General features: G+C 71.1%; 27 protein-coding genes. 17 read left to right on the top strand and 10 right to left on the bottom strand.

Annotated elements, in window-relative coordinates:
• Nucleotides 1-106 precede the first annotated feature (106 nt).
• Nucleotides 107-871, bottom strand: a complete 765-nt coding sequence (locus OG905_RS10210) for a pyrimidine reductase family protein (protein WP_328667415.1) — start codon at nt 869-871, stop codon at nt 107-109.
• A 37-nt stretch (nt 872-908) separates the two neighbouring features.
• On the opposite strand from OG905_RS10210, the gene zapE reads away from it, so the two are divergent.
• From zapE to OG905_RS10225, 3 genes are all read left to right on the top strand, one after another.
• Nucleotides 909-1,979, top strand: a complete 1,071-nt coding sequence (gene zapE / locus OG905_RS10215; RefSeq protein ID WP_443043920.1) for a cell division protein ZapE — start codon at nt 909-911, stop codon at nt 1,977-1,979.
• A 35-nt stretch (nt 1,980-2,014) separates the two neighbouring features.
• Nucleotides 2,015-2,440, top strand: a complete 426-nt coding sequence (locus OG905_RS10220; protein WP_142213114.1) for an OsmC family protein — start codon at nt 2,015-2,017, stop codon at nt 2,438-2,440.
• Nucleotides 2,441-2,756: 316 nt separating this feature from the next.
• On the top strand, nt 2,757-3,650 hold the full coding sequence (locus OG905_RS10225) for a PPK2 family polyphosphate kinase (RefSeq protein WP_328682155.1): 894 nt from the start codon (nt 2,757-2,759) through the stop codon (nt 3,648-3,650).
• 78 nt (nt 3,651-3,728) lie between these two features.
• Here the strand turns inward: OG905_RS10225 and OG905_RS10230 are convergent, their stop codons facing one another.
• Nucleotides 3,729-4,142, bottom strand: coding sequence for an organic hydroperoxide resistance protein (locus OG905_RS10230; RefSeq protein WP_266482246.1), 414 nt, complete (start codon nt 4,140-4,142; stop codon nt 3,729-3,731).
• Between the two features lie 97 nt (nt 4,143-4,239).
• On the opposite strand from OG905_RS10230, the gene OG905_RS10235 reads away from it, so the two are divergent.
• Complete coding sequence (locus OG905_RS10235) at nt 4,240-4,737, top strand: MarR family winged helix-turn-helix transcriptional regulator (protein WP_328667416.1); 498 nt, start codon at nt 4,240-4,242, stop codon at nt 4,735-4,737.
• Nucleotides 4,738-4,803: 66 nt separating this feature from the next.
• On the opposite strand, the gene OG905_RS10240 is transcribed toward OG905_RS10235, so the two are convergent.
• Together OG905_RS10240 and OG905_RS10245 are read right to left on the bottom strand one after the other, a co-directional pair.
• Nucleotides 4,804-6,126, bottom strand: coding sequence for a S1 family peptidase (locus OG905_RS10240; RefSeq protein WP_328667417.1), 1,323 nt, complete (start codon nt 6,124-6,126; stop codon nt 4,804-4,806).
• A gap of 142 nt (nt 6,127-6,268) precedes the next feature.
• The gene (locus OG905_RS10245) at nt 6,269-6,754 is read right to left on the bottom strand and encodes a cupin domain-containing protein (RefSeq protein WP_328667418.1); all 486 of its coding nucleotides are present in this window, start codon (nt 6,752-6,754) and stop codon (nt 6,269-6,271) included.
• Nucleotides 6,755-6,869: 115 nt separating this feature from the next.
• Here OG905_RS10245 and OG905_RS10250 point away from each other — a divergent pair, with 115 nt between their 5' ends.
• Both OG905_RS10250 and OG905_RS10255 read left to right on the top strand, forming a co-directional pair.
• A complete protein-coding gene (locus OG905_RS10250) occupies nt 6,870-7,382 on the top strand; it encodes a MarR family winged helix-turn-helix transcriptional regulator (protein ID WP_328667419.1) in 513 nt (170 codons plus the stop codon).
• A gap of 126 nt (nt 7,383-7,508) precedes the next feature.
• Nucleotides 7,509-8,339 carry a polysaccharide deacetylase family protein gene (locus OG905_RS10255; protein WP_328667420.1) on the top strand — a complete coding sequence of 277 codons (831 nt, stop codon included), beginning with the start codon at nt 7,509-7,511 and terminating at the stop codon, nt 8,337-8,339.
• A 183-nt stretch (nt 8,340-8,522) separates the two neighbouring features.
• Here OG905_RS10255 and OG905_RS10260 read toward each other — a convergent pair whose 3' ends face one another.
• Both OG905_RS10260 and OG905_RS10265 read right to left on the bottom strand, forming a co-directional pair.
• Complete coding sequence (locus OG905_RS10260) at nt 8,523-8,702, bottom strand: hypothetical protein (protein WP_328667421.1); 180 nt, start codon at nt 8,700-8,702, stop codon at nt 8,523-8,525.
• A 212-nt stretch (nt 8,703-8,914) separates the two neighbouring features.
• Nucleotides 8,915-9,589: an AIM24 family protein gene (locus OG905_RS10265; protein ID WP_328667422.1), complete on the bottom strand. Its 675-nt coding sequence runs from the start codon at nt 9,587-9,589 to the stop codon at nt 8,915-8,917.
• A gap of 81 nt (nt 9,590-9,670) precedes the next feature.
• Here OG905_RS10265 and OG905_RS10270 point away from each other — a divergent pair, with 81 nt between their 5' ends.
• From OG905_RS10270 to OG905_RS10300, 7 genes are all read left to right on the top strand, one after another.
• Nucleotides 9,671-10,387 (top strand): peptidyl-tRNA hydrolase, encoded by a 717-nt coding sequence (locus OG905_RS10270; protein WP_328667423.1) that lies wholly within the window; start codon nt 9,671-9,673, stop codon nt 10,385-10,387.
• A gap of 107 nt (nt 10,388-10,494) precedes the next feature.
• Nucleotides 10,495-11,256 carry a DUF4142 domain-containing protein gene (locus OG905_RS10275; protein ID WP_328667424.1) on the top strand — a complete coding sequence of 254 codons (762 nt, stop codon included), beginning with the start codon at nt 10,495-10,497 and terminating at the stop codon, nt 11,254-11,256.
• Between the two features lie 145 nt (nt 11,257-11,401).
• Nucleotides 11,402-12,718 (top strand): DUF692 domain-containing protein, encoded by a 1,317-nt coding sequence (locus tag OG905_RS10280; protein ID WP_328667425.1) that lies wholly within the window; start codon nt 11,402-11,404, stop codon nt 12,716-12,718.
• A gap of 5 nt (nt 12,719-12,723) precedes the next feature.
• Nucleotides 12,724-13,737 carry a TIGR04222 domain-containing membrane protein gene (locus OG905_RS10285; RefSeq protein ID WP_328667426.1) on the top strand — a complete coding sequence of 338 codons (1,014 nt, stop codon included), beginning with the start codon at nt 12,724-12,726 and terminating at the stop codon, nt 13,735-13,737.
• Nucleotides 13,738-13,831: 94 nt separating this feature from the next.
• Nucleotides 13,832-14,587 (top strand): DUF4142 domain-containing protein, encoded by a 756-nt coding sequence (locus tag OG905_RS10290; RefSeq protein ID WP_328667427.1) that lies wholly within the window; start codon nt 13,832-13,834, stop codon nt 14,585-14,587.
• Between the two features lie 64 nt (nt 14,588-14,651).
• Nucleotides 14,652-15,413 carry a TIGR04222 domain-containing membrane protein gene (locus tag OG905_RS10295; protein ID WP_328667428.1) on the top strand — a complete coding sequence of 254 codons (762 nt, stop codon included), beginning with the start codon at nt 14,652-14,654 and terminating at the stop codon, nt 15,411-15,413.
• Nucleotides 15,414-15,501: 88 nt separating this feature from the next.
• On the top strand, nt 15,502-17,193 hold the full coding sequence (locus OG905_RS10300) for an alpha/beta hydrolase (RefSeq protein WP_328667429.1): 1,692 nt from the start codon (nt 15,502-15,504) through the stop codon (nt 17,191-17,193).
• Here the strand turns inward: OG905_RS10300 and hemQ are convergent.
• Nucleotides 17,142-17,855, bottom strand: coding sequence for a hydrogen peroxide-dependent heme synthase (gene hemQ / locus OG905_RS10305; RefSeq protein ID WP_328667430.1), 714 nt, complete (start codon nt 17,853-17,855; stop codon nt 17,142-17,144). The two genes, OG905_RS10300 and hemQ, sit on opposite strands and share 52 nt — an antisense overlap.
• Before the next feature lie 4 nt (nt 17,856-17,859).
• On the bottom strand, nt 17,860-19,302 hold the full coding sequence (hemG, locus tag OG905_RS10310) for a protoporphyrinogen oxidase (protein ID WP_328667431.1): 1,443 nt from the start codon (nt 19,300-19,302) through the stop codon (nt 17,860-17,862).
• A 128-nt stretch (nt 19,303-19,430) separates the two neighbouring features.
• Between hemG and OG905_RS10315 the strand changes: the two genes are divergently transcribed.
• Both OG905_RS10315 and OG905_RS10320 read left to right on the top strand, forming a co-directional pair.
• Nucleotides 19,431-20,369 carry a DUF4349 domain-containing protein gene (locus OG905_RS10315; protein ID WP_328667432.1) on the top strand — a complete coding sequence of 313 codons (939 nt, stop codon included), beginning with the start codon at nt 19,431-19,433 and terminating at the stop codon, nt 20,367-20,369.
• 33 nt (nt 20,370-20,402) lie between these two features.
• Nucleotides 20,403-21,776 (top strand): FAD-dependent oxidoreductase, encoded by a 1,374-nt coding sequence (locus OG905_RS10320; protein WP_328682157.1) that lies wholly within the window; start codon nt 20,403-20,405, stop codon nt 21,774-21,776.
• Nucleotides 21,777-21,797: 21 nt separating this feature from the next.
• On the opposite strand, the gene OG905_RS10325 is transcribed toward OG905_RS10320, so the two are convergent.
• Nucleotides 21,798-22,925, bottom strand: coding sequence for an acyltransferase family protein (locus OG905_RS10325; protein WP_328667433.1), 1,128 nt, complete (start codon nt 22,923-22,925; stop codon nt 21,798-21,800).
• A 19-nt stretch (nt 22,926-22,944) separates the two neighbouring features.
• Nucleotides 22,945-24,009, bottom strand: a complete 1,065-nt coding sequence (gene hemE / locus OG905_RS10330; RefSeq protein WP_328667434.1) for a uroporphyrinogen decarboxylase — start codon at nt 24,007-24,009, stop codon at nt 22,945-22,947.
• 92 nt (nt 24,010-24,101) lie between these two features.
• Between hemE and OG905_RS10335 the strand changes: the two genes are divergently transcribed.
• Both OG905_RS10335 and OG905_RS10340 read left to right on the top strand, forming a co-directional pair.
• Nucleotides 24,102-24,782, top strand: a complete 681-nt coding sequence (locus OG905_RS10335) for a DUF3000 domain-containing protein (protein WP_328667435.1) — start codon at nt 24,102-24,104, stop codon at nt 24,780-24,782.
• Between the two features lie 368 nt (nt 24,783-25,150).
• Nucleotides 25,151-25,813, top strand: a complete 663-nt coding sequence (locus OG905_RS10340; RefSeq protein WP_108153209.1) for a helix-turn-helix transcriptional regulator — start codon at nt 25,151-25,153, stop codon at nt 25,811-25,813.
• Nucleotides 25,814-25,833: the final 20 nt, after the last annotated feature.

A 25,833-nucleotide genomic window follows, 5' to 3' on the forward strand; every position in this document is an offset into this window, starting at 1 on the left:
GTCAGGAGCCCTTCTGCGGAAACCATCCTTCCCCGTGCCCGCACGGGGTCTGCGAGAGTAAGTGTGCCCGGCGGAAGCTAACCGGAATGGCAAGTTCCACCCCTTGTCAGATGCGACGGTAGCGGGTGAAAAGGAACCCTGCCTCCTCCAGCACCGACGCCAGGGCGAACCGCTCCGGAACGGCCAGCGCCGGTCCGCCCGCGATGCGCTGCGCGTCCCCCGCCGTCAGCGTCGGCGACAGGGTCAGACACAGCTCGTCCAGTACTCCGGCCGCCACGAACTGACCGAGCAGCCGCGGGCCGCCCTCGGTCAGCAGCCGTGCCAGGCCGCGCTCCGCCAGCGCCCGTACCGCCCTGGCCGGCTCCACGCCAGGCCCGTCCCCGGCGATCACCACCTCCGCGCCCGCCTTCTCCGCCTCGCGGATACGGTCCGGGGGCGCCGCGGCCCCCGTCAGCACCAGCGTCGGCACGACCGGCTCGGCGAACAGCGGGAGCGAGAAGTCGAGGCCGAGCGAGGCGCTGACCACGGCGATCGCGGGTGCGGAACCCTGGCCGGCGGCCGCCCGCCGGGCCGCGAACGCCTCCCGGGCGCGGGCCGGGCGGTAACCCTCAAGCCGTACCGTTTCGGCGCCGACCACCACCGCGTCGGCGAGCCCCCGCAGCGTGCCGAAGATCCGCATGTCCGTGTCGGAGGAGATCGCCTTCGAGCGGCCTTCGTGCTGGGCCGCCCCGTCCAGCGAGCTGACCATGTTCGCCCGCAGCCAGGGGCCGTCCGCGCCGTCCGGGTACGCATAGGCGTCGGCCAGCTCGTCCAGGGACCACTCGTGGTCCTCGGTGGCTGTCGGGTCGGTCACAGGGAGCAGGCGTCGCATACCGTGCAGTCTTCCACGGCCCTTACAGTTAAGAACTGTGTCGACAAGTGCCATAACCGAAGCGGCCCCACTGTCCCTCTGCGCCCGCGAGCCGCATGTCCCCGCCGACCGGCTGGTCGCCGAGATGGTGCCGCCGCCGCGCTTCGACTCGGTGCGCTTCGACACGTACGTCCCGGACCCGAACCAGCCCAGCCAGCACGAGGCAGTCACGGTCCTCAGCTCCTTCGCGGCGGGCCTGGGCGGCGCGCACGCGAGCGGCTCCGGCAGGCGCAGGTGGTTCGCCAGGAAGCCCGAGGCCCCCGCCGCCCCGCGCGGTGTCTACCTCGACGGCGGTTACGGCGTCGGCAAGACGCATCTGCTGGCGTCCCTGTGGCACGCCACCCCCGCGGAAGCGTCCCTCAAGGCCTTCGGCACCTTCGTGGAGCTGACGAATCTGGTCGGCGCCCTCGGCTTCCAGCAGACCGTGCGCACCCTGAGCGGGCACCGGCTGCTCTGCATCGACGAGTTCGAGCTCGATGACCCGGGCGACACCGTCCTCGTGTCGACGCTTCTCGGAAAGCTGGTCGACGCGGGCGTGGCCCTGGCCGCCACCTCCAACACCCTGCCCGGCAAGCTCGGCGAGGGCCGGTTCGCCGCCGCCGACTTCCTGCGCGAGATCCAGGGTCTGTCGGCGCACTTCCGCCCCTTGCGGATCGACGGCGAGGACTACCGCCACCGCGGTCTGCCCGAGGCTCCTCCCCCGTACTCCGAGGAACAGGTCAACAAGGCCGCGTACGCCACCGAGGGCGCGTCCCTCGACGACTTCCCGCAGCTGCTGGAACATCTCGCGAAGGTGCACCCCAGCCGGTACGGGGCGCTCACCGACGGTCTGCGCGCCGTCTGTCTCACCGATGTCCAGCCCATTCCCGACCAGTCGACGGCGCTGCGTCTGGTGGTGCTCGCCGACCGGCTGTACGACCGCGAGGTTCCGGTCCTCGCGTCCGGGATGCCCTTCGACCGGCTGTTCAGCGAAGAAATGCTGAACGGGGGCTACCGCAAGAAGTACTTCCGGGCGATCTCCCGCCTGACCGCCCTGGCTAGGGACGCGAAGGGGCTTGTGGAGCAGTAGGTTTGGGGCCGTCACCCCGACCGAAGGGAACCATCATGGCCGCTACGCGTACCGCCCACACCATCTGGGAGGGCGACCTCCTCAAGGGCTCGGGCGAGGTCACCCTCGACTCCTCCGGCAACGGCACCTTCGCCGTCTCGTGGCCGGCCCGCACCGAGCAGCCCGGCGGCAAGACCAGCCCGGAGGAACTGATCGCGGCCGCCCACTCCAGCTGCTACTCGATGGCGTTCTCCAACATCCTGGCCAAGGCCGGCCACGCGCCGACCCGCCTGGACACCAAGGCCGACGTCACCTTCGTGCCCGGCGAGGGCATTACCGGCAGCCACATCACCGTGCGCGGCGAGGTCCCGGGCCTGGACAAGGACCGCTTTCTCGAGCTGGCCGAGGACGCCAAGAAGAACTGCCCCGTGAGCCAGGCGCTCGCCGGTACGACGATCACCCTGACCGCCGAACTCGCCTGACGCCTGGCCCCCGCTCGGCCCAGCCACACCACGAGGCACAGTGGCCCGCACGGTCAGGTGTGTCACGAATCTTCGTGATACCCGCGTGCGGGTCACATCTCCTCTCGTCCGACAGGGAGTTGCACCGCCACGATCGGCACCCGGCGGGCACACACGGGCAGCGGGATCACCGGCGCCGTGGTTACCGCCTCCGCGCTGAACCTGCTCGTCCACCACACCACGCTCGCGGCAACCGGTGTTCCGTCGGACGATCGAGGGAACGGACCGGAGCCGGAAGGGGTGCACTGTGGCCGCGAAGGACGAGCAGGAGCCGGCCATGGAGCCGGAGGACCACACGGGGAAGGACGGGGCGAAGCAGCAGAAGCCTCCGGCACTGCTCCGTGAGCTGCTGCGCGTCCCCGGCGGCGAGCACGTCGACCTCTCCGTCTACGAGGCCGACGCCACCCCGGCCGGCCCCCAGGACAAGGCCGCCGGCCTGGCCGCGACCGCCCGGATGGCTGAACGACTCGCCAGTCTCCAGGACCGGCTCTTCGCGTCGAGCACGGCGGGCGACCGCCGTCGCATCCTGCTCGTGCTCCAGGGCATGGACACCAGCGGCAAGGGCGGCACGGTCAGGCATGTCGTCGGCCTCTTCAACCCGTCCGGCTGCCGGATCAAGGCCTTCAAGGACCCGACGCCGGAGGAGAAGAACCACCCCTACCTCTGGCGGATCATCAGCGCCCTGCCGCAGCCTGGCGAGATCGGGATCTTCGACCGCTCGCACTACGAGGACGTACTGATCGCCCGGGTCCGTGAGCTGGTACCGCGCAAGCAGCTCGGCCCCCGCTATGCCGAGATCAACCGCTTCGAGGAGGGCCTGGTCAAGGACGGGGTCACGATGGTGAAGGTGTTCTTGCACATCAGTTACGAACAGCAGCGCCGCCGCCTGCTGGCGCGCCTCGACAACCCGGACAAGCACTGGAAGTTCAACCCGGGCGACATCGAGGAGCGGGCCGTGTGGCCCGACTACCAGAAGGCGTACGGGATCGCTCTGGAGCGCTGCTCGACGGAGGCGGCGCCCTGGTATCTCGTGCCGTCCGACCGCAAGTGGTACCGGAACTGGGCGATCAGCAAGCTGCTCCTCGAACATCTCGAGGCGATGGATCCGCGGTACCCCGAAGCCGACTTCGATGTCGACGAGTGCCGCAAACGGCTGGTGGAGATGCCTTAGCCGGTGTCCGCCGGACACACTGAGCCCCGTCGCCGAATCGTGGCGACGGGGCTCAGGGCACTGAGGGGCTCCGGGTGACTACTCGATGACGAGCTCGACCGGCAGGTTGCCGCGGGTCGCCTTGGAGTACGGGCAGTACGCGTGGGTCTTCTCCAGCAGGTCACGGCCCGCCTCGCCCTGGAGGTGGTCCGGCAGCTCGACACGCATGATCACGGAGAGGCCGAAGCCGCCGTCGGTGTCCTTGCCGATGCTGACCTCGGCGGTCACCGAGGCGTCCTTGACGTCGATCTTCTCCTGGCGGCCTATGGCACCCATGGCGCTGGCGAAGCAGGCGGCGTACCCGGCGGCGAAGAGCTGCTCGGGGTTGGTGCCCTGTCCGTTGCCGCCCAGGGCCTGGGGGAAGGCCAGCGGAAGGTCGATGTGGCCGTCGGAGCTGACAGCGCGGCCATCACGGCCATTGGCGGTGGCGACAGCGGTGTAGAGCGCGTCCATGAGTTGCATCCCTCTTCGTCCGTGGGGAACCGATGCCGTAACTACATCACACAATTCAGTTGTACACAACTCAGTGATGCGCGGGTATGCTGTCTCCATGGAGAAGACGACACTGACGACCGTGCCGGACGAGGACTTCCTGCGCCTGGAACACCAGATCTGCTTCTCGCTGCACGCCGCGTCCCGCGCCTTCAACGGTGTCTACCGGGACGCGCTGAAGGATCTGAACCTCACCTATCCGCAGTACCTGGTGATGCTGGTGCTCTGGGAGCACGGCGAGCTGCCGGTGAAGCGGATCGGCGAGTATCTGCGCCTGGACTCGGGCACCCTGTCGCCCCTTCTCAAGCGACTGGAGGCGGCGGGTTACGTGGAGCGGCGGCGCAGCCCCGAGGACGAGCGCTCCGTCACCGCACGCCCCACAGCCGCGGGCGCCGGGCTCCGCGAGCAGGCGCTGGGCGTACCGCGCAGGATCGCCGCGGCCACGGGCCTGTCCCTGGAGCGGATCCGGCAGCTGCGCGCCGACCTCGAAGCCCTGACCGCGACGCTGGACGGCGGCGGCCCGGACCCTTCCGCCTGCGCCGGCGCCGACGACTGAGGCGGCAGACACAAAGGCCCTGGGCATCCGAGGACGCCCAGGGCCCGTGTGTCCGTCCGTAAAGGATCAGCCGTTCTGGCCCGCGCCGTCGTCGGCCGCGCCGCCGTTGTTCTGGCCCGCGCCGTCGTCGGCCGCGCCGCCGTTGTTCTGGCCCGCGCCGTCGTCGGCCGCGCCGCCGTTGTTCTGGCCCGCGCCGTCGTCGGCCGCGCCGCCGTTGTTCTCATCGGCGCCGCCACCCTGGCCGTCGCCCTGACCGCCACCGCCGCCGTCGCCGATCTGCGCGCCCACCGCGGCCAGCGCCGTCGTCACCGGCTGGAAGAACGTCTCGCCGCCCTGGGTGCAGTCTCCACTGCCGCCCGAGGTGAGGCCGATCGCGCTCCCGTCCTTGGTGAACAGCGAACCGCCGCTGTCACCCGGCTCCGCACACACATCGGTCTGGATGAGCCCGCTGACGGTGCCCTCCGGGTAGTTGACCGTGGCGTTGAGCCCGGTGACCGCGCCGTCCTTGAGGCCGGTGGTGCTGCCCATACGGAACACCTGCTGGCCGACCGCGGCCTCGGCCGCCTGCGTGATCGCCACGGTCTGCCCATTGCCCAGGTCGACCGCGCTCGCGGCCTGGGTCGCCGGGTCGTCGTACTTCACCAGCGCGAAGTCGCCGTTGCCCGGGAAGGTCGCCTCCTGGACCGTGCCGATGGCCTGACCGTTCGCAGCCTCCGACCACTTCTCGGCCGCGACACCGCAGTGGCCCGCGGTCAGGAAGCCGGGGCTGCCGTCCTGGGTGGTCACATTGAAGCCGAGCGAACAGCGGGCGCCGCCGCCGAAGATGGCGTCGCCGCCCTCCAGGAACGGTTTGAACTCACCCGTGGACTTCTGGATCCGGGCCACACCGTCGCCGAGGGACTTCACTGCCGTCTCAAGTCTGTCCCAGCGCTCGCCGGAGACCGTGCGGTCCGCCGTGACGAGGATCTGGTTGGTCTTCGGGTCGACGGCCCACGCGGTTCCCGGGATGGTGGCCTTCGCGGCCAGCGTGCTCGCGGCTGATTTCAGTTCGCCCGTGCTGTTCTCGACACTCCGCGCCACGGCGCCGGCCTTGCTGACCTCGACGGCAGCGTTGTTGCTGTCGCCCACGACATTGACGACGAGCTGCTGCTTCTCGGCGTCGTAGTAGGCCCCGCCGTAGGCCTCACCGAGCTTCTTGCCCAGCTGCGAGACGAGTTCGGCCGCCGATGCGGCGCTCATCGTCCTGGGGGCCGAACCGGCCTGCGACTGTGTGTCGGATCCGGACTGGGAAGCGTTCGCGTGGGGCAGCAGGATGGCCGCTGCGGCGATGCCCACCGCCCCGGCTCCCGCAAGAACGGCCTTCCGTTTGGGTATTCGCCTGTGACTCAACTCGTCGCCTCCTGATGGGGGTACGGAGTCCGGTTGCCGACGGAAACCGGGGGGACGCGTCCGCCCCTAGATACGGATGGGGCGGGAGTTGTACTCACCCACAGTGCGAAAAAGGTCTTCTGACGGACCGTAAGGCCAAGGTTTACGAGGGCAGTTGGCTGCCGCAGCGGCTGCAGTAGCGTGCACCGATCTCCGCGGCAGGGCGGTCGCAGCCGGGGCAGACCCGGTCCAGCAGACACGCCGCTTCGCCCCCTTCCGCCTGCGCGGCACTGCGGATGGCGAGGCCCGGACGACGGCGGTGCGCCGTGACGTAGACCAGTCCGTCCTCGCCGGCGAAGAGCGCGCGGCGGGTGCCGTGCGGAAGCCACGCCACGCACCCGGTCTCCAGCGACTGACGGCTGCCGTCGACCTCCAGCCGGCCGCTGCCGCCCAGCACGCAGAGCAACACATCGAGATCCGGGTCGACATGGCCGGTGACCCGGGTGCCGGGCAGCATGCGGATGACATTCGCGTCCAGCTGCCGCCCTTCGGCGGAGAGCCGCCACAGGGCGCCGCCGCGGTCGGTGGGTTCCTCGTGCAGCAGCTCAGCTACCCGGGCGAGCACGCCCACCGCAGGGGGCATAGGCATGTCATTCCTCCTGAGCACGGCGTCCCTCCGGGCCCGGGCATCATTGCACAGTGCAAAGGAACGGGCAGGTGAACTCGATGCGGGGGCCGGCATCCGCGCAGGATAGAAAGGGGCCATGGCCGAGCAGAGGCGCGCCGTCGGCGCCATGGACGACGTGGAGGCGGTGACCCGCGCAGTGCTGACCGCGTCCCGGCTGCTGGTCGCGGTGTCCGCGCGCTCCCTCACCTCCGTCGAGGACCGGGTGACGCTCCCCCAGTTCCGGCTGCTGGTCGTGCTGTCCACGCACGGTGCCGCCAAGCTCGTCGCGCTCGCGGAGCGGCTCGCGGTCAGCCCGTCGACGGCGATGCGCATGGTGGACCGCCTGATCGCCGTCGGCCTCGTGGACCGGCAGACCAATCAGGACGACCGGCGCGAAACCGTACTGCGGCTGACGCCGGAGGGCGTACGGATCGTCGAGGACGTCATGACCAGGCGCCACAAGGAGATCGCGTCGATCGTCGAACGGCTGGCACCCGGGCAGCGCGCCGCCCTGATCGCCGCGCTGACCGCGTTCACCGAGGCGGGCGGGGAGCCGGAGCTCCCGGACCGCCCCGGCGGACTGCACCCGCTGGGCTGGACGGGAACCTGAGCCGCAGCCCGAGACGCAGCCTGGGCCCGCGCCCTGACGGAACGTAACCCTGACGCACGGACGCCACGCACTCCGATAGTCACACTGATCGGATATTTTCCGTCAGTGATCACTTTTGTACGAAGAATGGCGACCGCTGTCGTGGTGGGCGCCGTGCTCGTCGGCTGCTCCGGCGGCAACGGCGGCGGTCCCGCGAAGCGCGCCCCCGCCGCACCCAAGCCCGGGAAGCCGCTGACGGACGCGGTGCGGACGGCGCCGACCGTGGCACCCGGGCCCGGTGGCCTGACCCCCGTCTTCGAGCGCGCAGCCAAGTCGGCCACCAGCGTCGAGAAGACGGTCGCGCTGACCTTCGACGCCGACATGACCGCCGGCCAGGGGCCGCGGGCCGCGCGTGGCGAACACTTCGACAACCCCGCCCTCATCGCCTCGCTGCGGAAGCTGAACGTCCCCTCGACCATCTTCATGACGGGCCGCTGGGCCGATCAGTACCCGGACCAGGCGAAGGCGATCGGCAACGATCCGCTCTTCGAGATCGCCAACCACTCCTACAGCCACTACGCCTTCACGTCCCCCTGCTACGGCCTGCCGGTGGTGGCGAAGAACGCCATGCGGGCCGATGTGGACCGGGCCTTCGCCGCATTCAGGAAGGCCGGGGCGCGCAATGTGGTCCCGTACTTCCGCTTCCCCGGCGGCTGCTACAACGACGAAGCCCTGCGCGCCCTCGCCCCCACGAAAGTGACCGCGGTCCAGTGGGACGTCGTCAGCGGCGACGCCTTCGCGACAAACGCCGACGCGGTCGCCGAGCAGGTGCTGGCGGGGGTCCGGCCGGGGTCCCTGGTGGTCATGCACTGCACGCGCAGCGCGGCGCCGGTCACGGAGCAGGCGGTCAGGAGGATCGTGCCCGAGCTGCGCAGGCGGGGCTATCGCCTGGTGAAGGTCTCGGATCTGATGCGGTGATCGCCCGTGGTCGGGGGCGGGTCAGGGGGTGTCTTTTGGATCAGGCCGGATCAGTGAGCGGGGTCTGGCGTGGTGCATCGCAAGGCGGAGGATGGAGCCGACGCGGAGCGTCGGCGACTGACGACAACGCAGCGAGGTGCCGTGCCAGGGCACGCGAGCCCGGCAAGATCCGAAAGACACCCCCTAACCGGAGCAGGACGTCCGCTGGGCTTCCTGCCACTCGCAGACCGGGCACAGCGTCACGCCCTTGACCGACTCCGGGTACTGAGTGGGCTTCCGGCACAGCACGCACTCGGCGAAGGGCGGCGGCCCGCTTGCCGCCACGGGGGCGGGGGCAGGCGTCTCGCAGTACGGCTCGTCCATGCGTACGAGGTTAGGGGGTGTCCGGCGGATCAGGCTGGATCAGGGAGCGGCGTCATGCGGCTTCGGATCCAAGGCGGAGGAGGGAGGCATGGCGGAGCCATGCCGACCGACGACAACGCCGGAGACGGAGTCGCATGACGCCGCGAGCCCAGCCTGATCCGCTGGACACCCCCTAACGCGGCGGCCGGGCGCCTCGGCCGCCACGCCGAGCTTCAGCTTGCCGACGCCTGCGGGGTGAGCTCGCTGGGCCGGACGATCACGAAACCCTCGCCCTGGAGCATCAGCTGGACGGCCTCGCCCGAACCACCGCGGATCATCGAGCCGACCGACTGCGAGCGGTGCAGCGACGTGTTGAGCTGAGCGCTCCAGCCGACCACCGCGTCGGTGTCGACGTACACGGGCTGCTGGCCGGTCACCGGGATCACGATGGGGTTGCCGTCGCAGATGACGGCGAGCTTTCCGTAGCCGGTGAAGACGCTGTTGAACAGGCCGCCGCCGGTCATGCCGGCGCCCTTCACGGTCTTTATCTCGTACGAGAGAGTGGCGTCGAAACACAGGACGTTGCGGCCGTTGATGGTGAGCGCGTCGCCCTGGTCGATGTCGACGATGAAACAGTTCTGCGCCTCGTGCGCGAACCATGCCTCGCCCTGGCCGCGGACCGCCATCAGGGCCAGGCCCTCCCCCGTGACGGCGCGCTTGAGCATGCCGCCTATGCCCTGGCCCTTGCGCTCGAACTGGAGGTTGCCGCGGAAGGCGATCATCGATCCCTGCCGCGCGTGCATCTCGCCGTTGACGGCGTACTTGATCGACTTGGCGTTCTGCAGGCTCATACCGGGCACGGTGGCCTGCTGTGCCATGTTCTCGGAGGCGAAGAGCTCACTTTTCATGGGGAGCATCGTCGCCCGGACGACTCCGTTCCGCCAACAGTCCTTCAAGGCGCGGCGCGGGCGGCTGGCAGACTGGCCGGTGTGAGCAGCGAAGAACCCGCAACCGACAGTCCCTTCCGGCACGAGAACACCGCCCGTGACGAGGCCCCTCAGTACGTGCTGCCGCTCGTCGTAAGGATCGAGAAGGCCGAACCCCCGGCCCGTACCGACGCGCTGGAGGCCGCGGCCCGCGCCGTCCTCGTCATCCTCGCCGACGAGCGTTCGCTGGGCGACGGACAGTGGGCGCAGGCGATGCGGGACTGGCAGGACGCCCGTATCCGCAAGGTGGTGCGCAGGGCGCGCGGCGCGGAGTGGCGCAAGGCGGCGGCGCTGCCCGGCATCACGGTCACGCAGGGGACGGCCGAAGTGCGGGTCTTCCCGCCCGTCCCGCTGGACGGCTGGCCCAAGGAGCTGGCCAAACTCCAGGTCTCGGGCACCGACCTGGACGATCCCGAACCGCCCGCCGCGCCCGAGCTCGCGGGTCCGGTGCTGTGGCTCAGCCCCGGTCTGGACATGTCGGCGGGCAAGGCGATGGCGCAGGCCGGACACGGCGCCCAACTCGCTTGGTGGGAGCTGTCGGAGGCGGACCGCAAGGCCTGGCGGGAGGCCGGTTTCCCGCTGGCGGTGCGCACCGCGGAGCCCGCGCACTGGCAAGAACTCACGGTCAGCGGCCTACCGGTGGTCCGTGACGCGGGCTTCACGGAGATCGCTCCGGGGTCCTGCACGGTGGTCGCCGATCATCCGTCGCTGCGCGGCTGAACACCGGGGACCCCCCTTACGTACTTCCCAGTACCGCCGATTATTTTGAACCGCGGTTCAACGGGCGGTTGGTTGCCGTGTAACGCATCGGCTCTGGAGGCACATTGTTGCGGCGCATCAACGGGACAGCACTCATCATCGCGGCTCTGGTCGCCACGGTAGGAGCGCTGGCGTTCCCCGTGTGGTCATACGCGGACCGTTCCGGCACCGGTCAGGACAACCTCAATGCCGCGAGTGTGGCGACCCAGTGGGGGCCGCTGTCGGCCACGGACCGCGATTTCCTGGTGAGGGTCCGACTGGCCGGGCTCTGGGAGCTGCCCGCGGGGCAGCAGGCGATCGAACGCGCGCCGTCCAAGGCGATCAAGGAGGCGGGCGACCATCTCGTCGTCGGCCACACCGACCTCGACAAGCGGGTACGCGATGTGTCGGCGAAGCTCGGTGTCGAGCTGCCGAACCAGCCGAACGAGCAGCAGCAGGGGTGGCTGCGGGAGCTGTCCGCGGCGAGCGGCCAGGACTACGAGCGCAAGTTCGCGAATCTGCTGCGCAATGCGCACGGCAAGGTCTTCGCCCTGGTCGCCCAGGTCCGGCACACGACCCGGAACACGCTGGTACGCCAGCTGGCGACTGACGCGAACCAGACGGTGCTCGACCACATCACCATGCTGGAGGCGACCGGTCTCGTCGACTTCGACGCCATGGCGAACGAAGCGGCGGGCGGGGCGACGGCCAGCCCGTCCGGTCCGCCGCCGCCGGACGGCAACCTGCCGCCGCAGCCTGCGCCGGTGTCGCCGTCCGGGGACCAGTCGTTCACCTCGCGGCCGTCGACACAGCCGGGGGCGCCGACAGCGATCAACACGAACCGCCCGTAGCGCGGGGTTCCGCCGCCGGGCGACCCGGGCGGCCAAAGGCGGAACCTCAAATCAACCTCTGAACGTCCCCTCCTCTGGATTCACCGCCGTCCGGCGGGGCCATAGGCCCTGCACGCACCGTCACACGGCGCAGAGGAGGGGACCCATGGAACTCGGTATCGGTATCGGCTGGCGCCCGGAGATCGCGGACGCGGTGGAGGAACTGCCAGGCGTCGACTGGGTCGAGGTCGTCGCCGAGAACATCTGCCCGGGCCATCTGCCCGCCGCCCTGACCCGGCTGCGCTCGCGCGGCACCCGGATCATCCCGCACGGCGTCTCCCTCGGCCTGGGCGGCGCGGACCGCCCGTCGCAGCAGCGGCTCGCGGACCTGGCGGAGCGCGCGACGGCGCTGGGGGCACCGCTGGTCACCGAACACATCGCGTTCGTACGGGCCGGAGGCGTGCTCACCGCGTCCCCGCAGCTGGAGGCGGGCCACCTGCTGCCGGTGCCGCGCACCTGGGACGCGCTGAAGGTGCTCTGCGAGAACGTCCGCATCGCGCAGGACTCGCTCCCGGTGCCGCTGGCACTGGAGAACATCGCGGCCCTGATCTCCTGGCCGGACGAGGAACTCACAGAGGGCCAGTTCCTGGCGGAACTGGTGGACCGGACAGGCGTGGGCCTGCTGATAGACGTGGCCAACCTCCACACGAACCACGTCAACCGCGGCGAGCACCCGGTGAAGGCACTGGACGAACTCCCGATGGAGGCGATCGCGTACGTCCACGTGGCGGGCGGCATCGAACGCGACGGCATCTGGCACGACACCCACGCCCACCCGGTCACCCAACCGGTGCTGGACATCCTGTCGGCGCTGCGGGACCGGGTGACGCCGCCGGGAGTGCTGCTGGAACGGGACGACGACTTTCCCCCCGCGGAGGAACTCGCGGCGGAACTGACAGCGATCCGCACGACGGTGGGGGCGGGGACGGCGCCGGTACGGCGGGGTGCGGGCGCGAACGAGCCCAGCGGGGCCCGCCCCCAGGAGCGGGGAGGAGCCGGATGGGAGAACGACCCCGGTGCGCGCGAGCGGCTCGCGCTCGGTCAGGCCGCTCTCCTGTCCGCCCTCGTCGCAGGCACCCCAACCCCCGAAGGCTTCGACTCCCGGCGCCTGCGCGTCCAGAGCCGTGCGCTCGCCGCCAAGCGCGCCGATGTCGTCGCCAAGGTCGCTCCCGAGCTGCCCGAGATCCTCGGCCGCGGGTACCGCGAGGCGTTCCTCGCGTACGCCAAGTCCAGGCCCATGCAGGCCGGTTACCGCCGTGACGCCCTCGACTTCGCCGAGCAGCTGCTCATCGCGGGGCGCCCCGAGGACGAGACCGCCCGCCAACTGCTGACCCGCTGGTGGGAGGAGCGCGCCGCCCCGCATCCGCCGCGGCGTGCCACCCGGCTCGTACGCGCCGCCCGTGCCGCCCTCACCCGGAGGTGAACTCGATGGTCCTGCTCGCCGTTCTCGTCTATCTCGTCGTCGGCGCGTCCTCCGCCGCGCTGATCGTCCGTTCGTCCTCCGCCCGGCGGAGCCACCCCGCGGCCGGGCCCGTCCAGCATGTCTACGAGGCCGCCTTCCTCAGCGGCGGCCCGGCCAGGGTCGTCGACTCGGCGATCGCCGCTCTGCATGCGGACGGCCGGCTGGCGATCGGCGGCCCGGGCATCGTCTCCGTACGCCACCCGCTCGCCCATGACCCCGTCGAGCGCGCGGTGTTCGAGCAGCTGGCCGCCGCCCCGACCGGGGCGCTGCACACGCTGCGCATCGCGGTGATGCGGCACCCCGCCGTGCAGGAGATCGGTGACGGCCTCGCCGCCGGCGGTCTGATGACACCGCCGGGGCAGAACCGCGGGCTGACGGTATGGGGCGTCACGCAGGGCGTTCTGAGCCTGCTCGCTCTGCCGGTCGCCTTCGCTCTCACCGTCATCAGCTTCGTCAGGGACGACGACCCCGGCGTTCCGTTCATCGTCATGGTCCTCCCGGCCCTGATCGCCGGCAGCGTGACCGGGTTCGTCGTGGCGGGCCGCGGCAGACGCCGGATCACCACGGCCGGGCAGCATGCCATGCGTTCGTACGCGACCCAGCACGCGCAGGCGTTCTCGGCAGCCCATCTCGTCGCGCTGCACGGTCTGCGCGCTGTGCCGGACCCCGCGCTCCAGGCACAGCTGATCGCCGCAGCCCGTAACCCGGCGGCCCGGACCGACGGCCACTCACCGTCGTCCACGGACTATGTGGCCGTGTGGTGTGCCGGGTCGAGCCCGGGATCGGGCTGCGGCAGCGCCGGCTGCGGGGCAGGCGGCGGGTCATCGGGCGGCTCCGGCTCGGCCTGCAGCAGCGGGTCGAGCTGCGGCGGATCGTCCGGTGGCTCCAGCTGCGGCAGTTCGTCAGGGTCCAGCTGCGGATCATCGTCCGGGTCCAGCTGCGGATCATCCTCGGGCTCCAGCTGCGGCAGCAGCTCCTGACCCCGCCTCCACGCGCCCCACCTCGCACTTTCGCCAACCGCCCACCGGATCATCACGCAGCCGACTAGCGTGCGGACCGCACGCAGGAGGCACTATGCGTTTCCTCACCGGCACCGGCCTGATCGTCGTCGCCCTGACGGCGACCGTCGCCGCGATTCTTTTCCCTCTCTGGTCGTACGACGACCGTTCAGGAACCGCCGAGGCCAACCTACGGGCCGGCTCCGTCCCCACCCCCTGGGGCCCGCTGTCCGCCGCCGACCGTGACTTCGTCGTCCGGGTCAGACTGGCCGGCCTGTGGGAGCTGCCCGCAGGCCAGCAGGCCGTGGGCCGCGCCCCCAGCGTCGCGGTCAGGACGGCGGGCGAGCATCTCGTACAGGGCCACACGTATCTCGACGCCCGCGTCCGCGAGGTCGCGTCCCGGCTGAACCTGGAGCTGCCGAACCAGCCGACCGCCCAGCAGCAGGGCTGGCTGAAGGAGTTCACCAAGGCGCGCGGCCAGGAGTACGAGACGAAGTTCGCCAATATCCTGCGCCGGGCCCACGGCAAGGTCTTCTCGCTCGTCGCGGACATACGCAACAGCACGCGCAACACGCTGGTGCGCGCACTCGCCGATGACGCCAACACCACCGTCCTCGACCACATCAAGATCCTTGAAGCGACCGGTCTCGTCGACTTCGACACCATCGCCAACGGGGCGGCGGGCGCCGGGACCGCGAGCCCGACCGGACCGCCGCCGCCCGTACCGGGTGCGACACCGCCACCGGCCCGGCCCGTCACACCCACCCCGACCCCCTCGTTCTCGCTGCCGCCCGCGGCCTCCCGGCCGCGCCCCGACATCACGAACGGATAACGCCACGGTCCGCATGGTGAACAGCCCATGGCGCTCCCGCGGACATCTCGCGTAGAAACCAGCCATGCTCTGGGTCCTGTTCGTGCTGGTGGCCTGGGCCGCGGCAGGCATCAGCTGTGCCCGGCTCTGCATCGCCGCGTTCGAAGCCGCCCGCCCGCCGTCCCCCCAAGGAGGGGCAGGAAAGCGGGAGTTGAGCCTGTACGAGGCGGCGTTCCTGTCGGGGGGCCCGCGCCGGGTCGCCGAGCTCACCCTGGTCTCGATGCACCGCCGCCGCATGCTGCTGCTCGCGCACACCGGCTGGGCCACGGTCGTCGACCCGGAGGGCGAGGACGACCTGGAGCGTTCGGTCATCGGCGCGATAGGGCCCGCGGGCCAGGCGCGGATAGCGCCGGTACGGGCGGCCGCCGCCGCAGCCGATGCCGTACGGTCCGTCGCCGACCGGCTCGTCAGCGCCGGGCTCGCCGTCCCGGACGGCGCCAGGTCGGGTGTCGCGGCGGCCGTGCGCGCGGTGCAGGGCGCGAGCGTGCTCACGGTCGCGATGGCGGCCGCCGCCGCGCTGCTGCTCCCTCAGGGACAGGACACGACGGCACCGGTGCTCGGTTGGTTCGCGCTGCCCCTGCTGCTCACCCTCGGCGCTCTGGCCATCGCGCGCATCGAGGTGCATCCGTACACCCGCTGGGCCTCGCCCGACGGTCAGCGCCTGCTCGGCGCGCTGTCCACCGAGGACTCGCTCACGGCTCTCGCGGTGGGCGGCGTCCGCGCGCTCGACGATCCGAAGCTGCGGGCGGCGTTCACGAGCGGCCGTACGGCGCATCGGAGTCATTGAACCCGACACCGGACATCGGTCCTTTACAACGACAAATGCTCTGGCGTTCCCTTTGCCGCACGGCTGACCTCCGCACGAAGGGAACGCGATGAGAGCAGTGACGATGTACGGGGCAGTGACAGGCCTCAGTTCCTTGGTCATCACCGCACTGGCCGTCGCCCCGGCCGGGGGCACCAGCACCGCGGACGCCGAGTCGTACGGCACGGCCGTCGCCGCCGGGCGCGCCGAGGCCGCGGGCATCTCCTTCGGCCGCTGCCCCAAGGCCGAGATGCTCCCCTCCCCCGTCCAGTGCGGCACGGTGAAGGTCCCGCTCGACTACGCCGAGCCGTCGGGCCGTCAGATCTCCCTGACCGTCAGCCGCGTGAAGGCGAGCGGGAGCGCCGCCCAGCACCAGGGCGCCTTCGTCTACAACCCCGGCGGCCCCGGCGCATCCAGCATGTACTTCCCGCTGGCCGCCCGGCTGCCCGAGTGGAAGCGGATCGCCGAGGCGTACGACATCGTGGGCTACTCCCCGCGCGGTGTGGGCCGCTCGGCCCCGCTGTCCTGCCAGGACCCGGCCGACTTCGGCAAGGCACCGACCCTGGCCCCGGTGTATCCCTCGCCGTCGTACAAGCAGGAGCGGATCGCGCGGGCACAGGCGTACGCGCAGGGCTGTGCCCTCAACGCTGGCGAGGCACTGCGCCACTACACCTCGCTCAACAACGCCCGCGACCTCGATGTGCTGCGGGCGGCGCTCGGCCAGCCGCGGCTGACCTTCATGGGCGCCTCGTACGGCACCTACTTCGGCGCGCTGTACGCGACGCTCTTCCCCTCGCATGTGCGCCGCATGGTCTTTGACTCTGCGGTCAACCCGGAGCCCAAGCAGATCTGGTACCGCAGCAACCTCGACCAGTCGCTCGCCTTCGAGAGCCGCTGGGCGGACTTCCGCGCCTGGATCGCCAAGCACGACGGCACCTTCCACCTTGGCGCCACGCCCGAAGAGGTGGCGATCAGCTACGAGAAGGCGCGCGCCGGCCTCGCCCTGGAGCCGGCGGGCGGCGTCGTCGGCCCCGGCCAGCTGCACGCGGCGTTCCTGGCGGCCGGGTACACCGACGAGTACTGGATCCCGCGCGCCACCGCGCTCTCCGAGTATCTGAAGGGCAATGAGAAGCCGCTGATCAGCCAGGCCGCACCCCGGCCGGAGGAGGCGCGGGAAGCGGAGAACGCCAACGCCGTCTACACCGCCGTGGAGTGCAACGACGCTCCCTGGCCGACCGAGTGGGAGGTCTGGGACCACGACAACACCGCCCTCGCGCGCCGGGCCCCGTTCGAGACCTGGGACAACGCCTTCATGAACCTGCCGTGCGCGTTCTGGCCGGCGCCCCGGCAGCAGCCGCTGGATGTGCGTACGAAGAGGGGCGCGTTGCCGCCGACGCTGATCCTGGCCGCAGAGCGGGACGCGGCGACACCGTACGAGGGGGCACGCGAGCTGGCGCGGCGGCTGAAGGGGGCCGCGCTGATCACCGAGGAGGACGCCGGTAACCACGGCATCGGCGGCGGCGGCAACAGTTGCGTCAACGCCCACCTGGAGAACTATCTGCTCAGCGGTGAGACGCCGGTGCGGCGCGCTTCGTGCGCGCCGCACCCGGAGCCGGACCCGGTGTCGCTGGAGCGGCGCGGCGCGCGGGCGCCCCGAAGGTGCCGCACGCCGTCTGATCTTCCGGGTCGGGATCCCTGGGGAGTCGCGGGTCAGGCGAGCCCCGACACCAGCTCCGCGAGGGACTTCCGCCGCCCCGTGTAGAACGGCACCTCTTCGCGGACGTGCATCCGCGCCTCGGACGCACGCAGATGACGCATCAGGTCGACGATCCGGTGCAGTTCGTCCGCCTCGAAGGCCAGGATCCACTCGTAGTCGCCGAGCGAGAACGACGCGACCGTGTTGGCGCGCACGTCCGGGTAGCCGCGGGCCATCTTGCCGTGGTCGGCGAGCATCCGGCGGCGGTCCTCGTCGGGCAGCAGGTACCAGTCGTAGGAGCGCACGAAGGGGTAGACCGAGACGTAGTTGCGCGGCGTCTCGTCGGCCAGGAAGGCCGGGATGTGCGACTTGTTGAACTCCGCGGGGCGGTGCAGCGCCATGTTCGACCAGACCGGGTCCAGAGCGCGGCCGAGCCTCGTGCGGCGGAAGAGGCTGTACGCCTCCTGCAGCTCGTCCGCGGTCTCGGCGTGCCACCAGATCATGACGTCGGCGTCGGCGCGCAGCCCGGACAGGTCGTACGTGCCGCGCACGGTGACGTCCTTGGCGGCGAGCTGGTCGAACAGCTCCTGGACCTCGTCGGCGTAGCCGGACCGGTCCTCGGGAAGTACATCGCGCAGCTTGAAGACGGACCACAGCGTGTACCGGATGACCTCATTGAGGTCCTTGGCCTTCTTGCCTGCGTTCGGGATCTTTTCGGGCGCACTCATGGGGCTATTCTCCCGCGTCGTGATCCGTGCCCCGCGCCAGGGTCGGCGTGGCGAGGATCTCGTCGGCCGCGCGCCGGGCGCCGGCGATGCAGGCGGGGATGCCGACGCCGTCGTAGGCCGCGCCGCAGACCCTGAGGCCCGGCAGCTTGGCGACCTCCTCGCGGATCCGGGCGACGCGCGTCAGATGCCCCACGGGGTACTGGGGCAGTCCGCCGATCCACCGGGTCACCTCGGTGGCCACGGGCCGGGCGGCCAGTCCGGTGGCCTCGCCGAGATCGCTCAGGGACAGGCCGACGAGCTCGGCGTCCTCGCGGTGCAGATGCTCCTCCTCGCCGTAGCGCCCGATCGAGGTGCGCAGGACGAAGAGGTCCGGGGACGCCTGGTCCACCCAACCCCACTTGCGGGTCGAGAAGGTGGACGCCTTGATCGTGTGGCCGTCGACGGGCGGCACCAGGAAGCCGCTGCCGTCCGGCAGGCCGGCCAGGTCAGTGCGCCGGAAGGCCATGGTGACCAGGGCCATCGAGGCGTACTCGACCCGGCCGAGCTCGGCCGCGGCGGCCGGGCATTCGGAGACGAGCAGCGCGGACGCGGACCAGGCGGGGGTCGCGAGCACGACCGCGTCGGCCGCGATCACGCGCTGGTCCGTGCGGATCTCCCAGCCCCCGGCGCCGCGGGTCATGCCGAGGACGGGCGTCTCCATGTGGATCTCGCCGCCCTGGGCGCGTACGGCGTCGGCGACGGCGCCGGGCAGTATGCCGATGCCGCCTTCGATGCCCATGAAGACGGGCCCTGCGCCCTGCTGCCCGCCGGCCTTCGCCTGGATGTCCCGTACGCCGTCGAGCAGCGAGTCATGGGTCTTCGCGGCCTCGAAGAGCTGGGGGACGGCGGCGCGCATGGAGATGCGGTACGCGTCGCCCGCGTAGACCCCGCCGAGCAGCGGCTCGACCAGCCGGTCGACGACCTCGCGGCCGAGGCGCTCGGCCACATACGCGCCGACCGCGACATCGTCGCCGAGCTCGGCGGGCGCGAGGTCGCGCTCCCGGGCGATACGGGCGATGCCCTCGGGCGAGAGCAGCCCCGCGAGGGCCGCCGGGTCGCCCGGCACACCCATCACATGTCCCTTGGGCATCGGGCGCAGCGCGTCGCGGGTCCACACCGAGGCGGTGGCGGTCGCGGGCGGCTGGAGCCGGTCGGCGAGTCCGACGGCACGGGCCAGATCGACGGCTTCGGGGCGGCGGGCGAGCATCGACTCGGCGCCGAGGTCGACGCGGGCGCCCTCGATCTCGCCCGCCTCGAGCTTGCCGCCGAGACGGTCGGTGGCCTCGAGGAGGGTGACGCGTACACCGGAGTCGAGCAGCCGGTGGGCGGCCGCGAGACCGGCGATGCCGCCTCCGATGACGACGACATGACCCGTGCGTGTGTCCACGCGGTTGAGAGAGCGCTGCATGAGCCAACTCTCTCAAACGCCGTACCGAGTCCTGACCGTGACCGCTTCGGGATCCAAAGGGGGCAACCCGCGCAGGTGCCTCGTACGTCGAACCGGCAACACTCACCATCTGTCCCCGGGGGGCCTGCATGCGTGCACGTCGTACGGTCGCGGCACTGTTTCTCACCGCTTCACTCGCGCTCGCGGGGTGCAGCGGCGGGGCGGACGACAAGTCGGCCCCGAAGCCCGCGGCGGAGGGGGCGGCGGGCTCGGGGTACGCCGCAGACAAGGACTCCGGCGCCCGGCAGGCCCAGCCGAATCAGCCCAAGCAGCCCTTGCTGCCGGCTCACATCATCCGCACGGCCGTGCTCGAAGTCGAGGTCAAGGACGCCCCCAAGGCGCTCGCAGCCGCCCGCAGGACGGCCGAGAACGCCGGAGGCCACGTCGCCAACGAGTCCACCGAGCGGATCGACGACACCCATGTGACCTCGCGCGTCGTCCTGCGCGTCCCGCAGGAGAAGTACGACGAGGTCCTCGCCGAGCTGGCCGGTGCCGGAAAGCTGCTCTCCCGCAAGGCCGACGCCAAGGACGTCACCGACCAGGTTGTCGACGTGGAGAGCCGGACAGCCACCCAGCGGGCGAGCGTGAACCGCGTACGCGCGCTGATGGACCGGGCGGTCAAGCTCAGCGACGTGGTCACGCTGGAGGGTCAACTGAGCAGTCGCCAGGCGGAGTTGGAGTCGCTGCTCGCCCAGCAGGCCGCGCTGAAGGACCGTACGACGCTGGCGACGATCACCCTCTCGCTCTCGGAGCCCGAGAAGCAGGAGCACAAGGAGGACGACGACCCCGGCTTCCTGGACGCGCTCGGCGGCGGCTGGGACGCCCTGGTGGCGACGGGCGGGTGGATCGCCGTGGTGGTCGGTGCGGTGGCTCCGTTCGCGGCGGTCGTCGCGGTGCTGTACGCGCTGTGGCGCTGGGTGCGGCGCCCGCGGCTGCCCAGGCGTCCGGCCACCGAGGCCACGGCTCCCGCGACGGCGACCGGGCCCGGGCCCGGGCACACGCCCTACCCCGGGCCCGACCAGGACTGAACCGCCGTTCCCCCGTAGCGTGTTCCCATGGCGATGGAGCGACTGGTGGTCATCGGGGGCGATGCGGCGGGCATGTCCGCCGCATCGCAGGCACGCAGGCTCAAGGGCCCGGACGAGCTGGAGATCGTCGCGTTCGAGCGCGGGCACTTCAGCTCGTACTCGGCGTGCGGTATTCCGTACTGGGTCGGCGGTGATGTGCCCGAGCGCGACGACCTGATCGCCCGTACGCCGGCCGAGCACCGCGAGCGCGCGATCGATCTGCGGATGCGTACGGAAGTGACGGAGATCGACGTCCAGGGCGGGCGGGTGCGCTCCCGTGACCTGGAGACGGGCACCGAGACGTGGACCGGCTACGACAAGCTGGTCATCGCGACCGGCGCGCGACCCGTCCGCCCGCCGCTGCCCGGCATCGACGCGCCCGGTGTGCACGGGGTGCAGACCCTCGACGACGGCCAGGACCTGCTGACCACCCTGGACAGCGTCGAGGGCCGCCGCGCGGTCGTCGTGGGCGCCGGCTACATCGGCGTCGAGATGGCGGAGGCGCTGCTGAAGCACGGCTTCGAGGTGACCGTCCTCAACCGCGGCGAACAGCCGATGGCCACACTCGACCCGGACATGGGCAGCCTGGTCCACCGGTCGATGGACCGCATGGGCATCACGACGGTGGCCGGAGCCGAGGTGACCAAGATCCTCACCGGCGAGAGGGGCCGGGTCCGCGCGGTGGCCACCGAGGACGCCGAGTACCCGGCGGACGTCGTGGTCCTCGGCATCGGCGTCGAACCGGAGACCACCCTCGCCCGCGCCGCGGGCCTGCCGCTCGGGGAGTACGGCGGGCTGCTCACCGACCTGGCGATGCGGGTCCGCGGCCACGACAACATCTGGGCGGGCGGCGACTGTGTGGAGGTCCTCGATCTGGTCTCGGGCCGCGAGCGCCATGTCGCGCTCGGCACGCACGCCAACAAGCACGGCCAGATCATCGGCTCGAACGTGGGCGGCGGCTACGGAACCTTCCCCGGCGTGGTGGGCACGGCCGTCAGCAAGGTCTGCGACCTGGAGATCGCCCGCACCGGCCTGCGCGAGAAGGACGCGCGCGCGGTGGGCCTGCGGTACGTCACGGCCACGATCGAGTCGACGAACAGCGCCGGTTACTACCCCGGCGCCGCGCCGATGACGGTGAAGATGCTCGCGGAACGCCGCACGGGCAGGCTGCTCGGCGTCCAGATCGTCGGCACCGACGGCGCGGCGAAGCGCGTCGACATCGCGGCGGTGGCGCTCACGGCGGGCATGACCGTGGAACAGATGACGACCTTGGACCTCGGCTACGCCCCACCGTTCTCCCCGGTCTGGGACCCGGTCCTGGTGGCGGCCCGCAAGGCGGTGACGGCGGTCCGCCGGGAGGGGCTTTAGGACACCCCCTGGGCAGCAGCGCTACAGCCGCGCGTCAGCCAGCGCCTTGTCGAGGCGTCGCCGCAGCGGCCGGGCCAGCGGCCGCTCCACCAGTCGGTGCACCAGCCAGGCGGCGAGCAGCATTCCGCCCACCAGCAGGCCGACCAGCGGATACGCCGGCACGTGGGTCTCCAGCCGCCTGATCAGCTCCCAGCCGATGTTCTGGTGCAGCAGATAGAGCGGGTACGTGGCCGCGCCCGCGTACGGCAGCCAGCGCCAGGTCATCCACGACAGCTTCCCGGTCGCCACGAGCCCCATCACGCCGAAGCACACCGCGAGGACCGCGACGACCGGCCAGAAGGGGACAGGGTGGTCGAAGTAGCCGAGCGTACGGCTGAAGGTGCTGCGTGCGGCCGGCACCGCCGCCCCGAAGCACACCAGCACGATGCCCGTGAGCAGCAGCGTCGGCCGGAACCGGTACATGAGGTAGAACGCCATACCGGCGATGAAGTACCAGCAGTGGTTCGGCATGACCATCAGCCGGAAGGCGTCGTCGCCGAACTTACTGAAGGCGATGCCCGCCACCGCCCACACGCAGCAGAAGACGACGACCCGCCGGTAGGTCAGGCCCCACCAGGCCACGAGGGCGAACAGCAGATAGAAGCGGAGCTCGGCGAAGAGGGTCCAGTACACGCCGTCGACCATGCGGACCCCGAGCGGCTCCTGAAGCATGGTCAGGTTGGTGAGCACATCCGGCCACGGCAGGGGCTTCTGGCCACCCGGTATGAGCAGCAGCACCGCCGTGGTGGCGAGAACGGCGAACCAGTAGGCCGGGTAGAGCCGGGTCACCCGGGAGGTGAAGAAGTCGCCCACCGACCGGCCCCAGCAGCTCATGCAGATGACGAAGCCGCTGATGAGGAAGAACAGCTCCACGCCCAGCCACCCGTAGGCGGCGAAGGGGAAAGCGGTCGGAAACATGGCCTGCCCGGACGCCGACCAGCCCTCGCCGCGCGCCAGGTAGTGGTACGCCACCACCATCAGCGCGGCGAGCAGTCGCAGGCCGTCGAGGGCGGCTATTCGCCCGCGCCTGGGCGCGGGCACGGTTATGTGCTCCGGCGCCGGCTCCTGCCGCATACGGGGCAGGGCCAGCGTCGGGGAGTCCTGTGTCACGTGAGCCGTTCCCCCGGGTCTAGCGCGCGGTGCGCGTGTGCACGTACTCCACCAGACGCGTCAGCGCGTCCGGGTCCGTCGTCGGCAGAACGCCGTGGCCCAGGTTGAAGACGTGGCCCTCAAGGCCCGCCGCCGCGTCCAGGACCTCACGGGTCTTGGTCTCGACGGCCTCCCGGGTGGAGAACAGGACGGCCGGGTCGAGGTTGCCCTGCAGGGCCCTGCCCGGGCCGACGCGGCGGGCTGCCTCGTCCAGGGGGACGCGCCAGTCGACGCCGACGACGTCCGCGCCCGCCTCGCCCATCAGGCCGAGCAGTTCGCCGGTGCCGACGCCGAAGTGGATGCGCGGCACTCCGTACGAGGCGACCGCGTCGAAGACCTTGGCCGAGGCGGGCATCACCGAGCGCCGGTAGTCGGCGGGGGCGAGTGCGCCCACCCATGAGTCGAAGAGCTGCACGGCGCTCGCGCCCGCCTCGATCTGCACCTTGAGGAAGGCGGAGGTGATCTCGGCGAGGCGGTCGAGCAGATCGGCCCACAGTTGCGGGTCGCCGTACATCAGCGCCTTGGTGTGCTCGTGATTGCGCGAGGGGCCGCCCTCGACGAGGTAGCTCGCGAGGGTGAACGGGGCTCCGGCGAAGCCGATGAGCGGGGTGGATCCGAGCTCGCCGGTGAGCATCCCGATGGCCTCGGTGACGTACGAGACGTCCTCGGGCGTCAGGTCGCGCAGGCGTCCCAGGTCGGCGCGGGTACGGATCGGCGCGGCGACGACCGGGCCGACGCCAGGCTTGATGTCGAGGTCGACGCCGATGGCCTTGAGGGGTACGACGATGTCGCTGAAGTAGATCGCGGCGTCAACCTTGTGACGGCGCACCGGCTGTAGCGTGATCTCGGTGACGAGCTCGGGCCGCATGCACGACTCGAGCATCCCGATGCCCTCGCGGACCTTCAGGTATTCGGGCAGTGAGCGCCCCGCCTGACGCATGAACCAGACCGGCGTGTGCGGCACCGGCTCACGCCTGCATGCCTTCAGGAACGCGGAGTCGTACGTCTTCGTCGGCTGGCCCGAGGGGCGGTCGTTGGCACTCACGCCCAGAATCTTCGCACGTAGTCCGGAAGTGGCCGCCCCGGCCCGGGTGTCCCTCCCTGCGCGAAGCCCCCGTTCCGCCTACTCTTCCCCGCATGGCTGCGGCTCAGGGACATTTTTCCGATCATTCCAACGGCACTGACGACACGGACAGTGCGGAGGGGAATGCCGTCCCGCGTGCGTTCCGGCAGGCGGTCGAGGCGCTGCGGGCGGCGCGGCTTCGGCCGGAGATCGAGCTGGACCCGACGCGCCCGCCCCAGCGGCTCGCCCCGCACGCGTACGCGCTTGAGGCAGCGGTCGTCGACGGCGAGGAGGATCTCGCCGACGGGCGCCTCGTGCTGCTGCACGATCCGGCCGGTCACGAAGCCTGGCAGGGCACCTTCCGGCTGGTGACGCTGGTGCGCGCCGAGCTGGAGCCGGAGATGGCGGCCGACCCGCTGCTTCCCGAGGTCTGCTGGTCGTGGCTGACGGGTGCGCTGGAGGCCCGCGGTCTCTCGTACGGGGAGCCGAGCGGCACCGTCACCCGCGCGGGTTCTCACTATTTCGGTGGACTCTCCGAGCGGCGTCCGGCGACGCAGATCGAGATCCGGGCCTCGTGGACTCCGCGGGAGGGTCTGGGTGGGGTTCCGGACACGGCGGCACACCTCACGGCCTGGTGCGATCTGCTCTGCCAGATCGCCGGGCTGCCACCGTCGCAGGCGAGTCAGACGGGTCAGGCGGACGCGGCGACGGGCGTCGTGTCGCTTCCGCAGCGGCGGGGTCCGCAGCAGCGCTGACACCGCACCCCGAGCCGCGCCCGGGACACTGAGCCGCGGGCGCTCAGGGACAGCGCGGACGCGACGAGAGCGCGGCCGGGTCCGGGCGTCCCCGAACTCGGAGCCGGAGCTCAAGCCGAACTCCCATTCGCAGCCGCGGCCCGGGACCCGCGCCCGCGCTCGTGCTTGTGCGCCCGCGCACGACAGTTCGCTCTTAGGATGATCGATCACTCGTCCGAATTGCCCCAATTGTTACTCACCAAATCGTGATCATTCTCTAAAGCCGGGCGGGTTCGCTGCCGAAGAGGTCTGTGACCCTAACTGCACGGTTCGCCCCGGCTTCAGCCCCGAGCCGGCTCCGCCCCGCACCCTTCCCCCCAGGAGGCCTGGTGTCCGTTCTTCTCGAGCAGCCCGCAAGCCTGGTCGCCTACCGCCCGAACAAGCCGACGGCCATGGTCGTCGTGGCCGACCCGCGCGTCCGCTCCACCGTCACCCGCCACCTGTGGGCCCTCGGAGTGCGTGACGTCATCGAGGCGTCGTCCATCGCGGAGGCCCGTCCCCGCGTCGGCAACCCGCGCGACATCTGCGTTGCCGACGTCCACCTGCCCGACGGTTCCGGGCTGACCCTCCTGTCCGAGACCCGAGCCGCAGGCTGGCCCAACGGCCTCGCCCTCTCCGCAGCCGACGACATCGGCGCCGTACGCAACGCACTCGCGGGCGGCGTCAAGGGATATGTCGTCACCGGTACGCGTACGAACATCGGGCACCCGACCCGTCCTGGCGCCGCCCCAATCGGCGCCGCGGCCGGCCGGATGCACCGCCGCCCCCCGGGCGCCCCGAGCCACCCGGGCGGCTACCGTGAGCTCTCCGGCCGTGAGGTCGAGGTGCTCCGCCTGGTCGCGGAAGGCCAGTCCAACAAGGCGATCGGCGTCTCGATGGGCCTGTCCGCGCTGACCGTCAAGAGCCACCTCGCCCGCATCGCACGCAAGCTCGGCACGGGCGACCGCGCCGGAATGGTGGCCGTCGCACTGCGCACGGGCATCATTCATTGACCGCTTTACATCTCTTTCGC

Origin of the sequence: Streptomyces sp. NBC_00322, assembly GCF_036147535.1 — a bacterium.
Classification (GTDB): domain Bacteria; phylum Actinomycetota; class Actinomycetes; order Streptomycetales; family Streptomycetaceae; genus Streptomyces.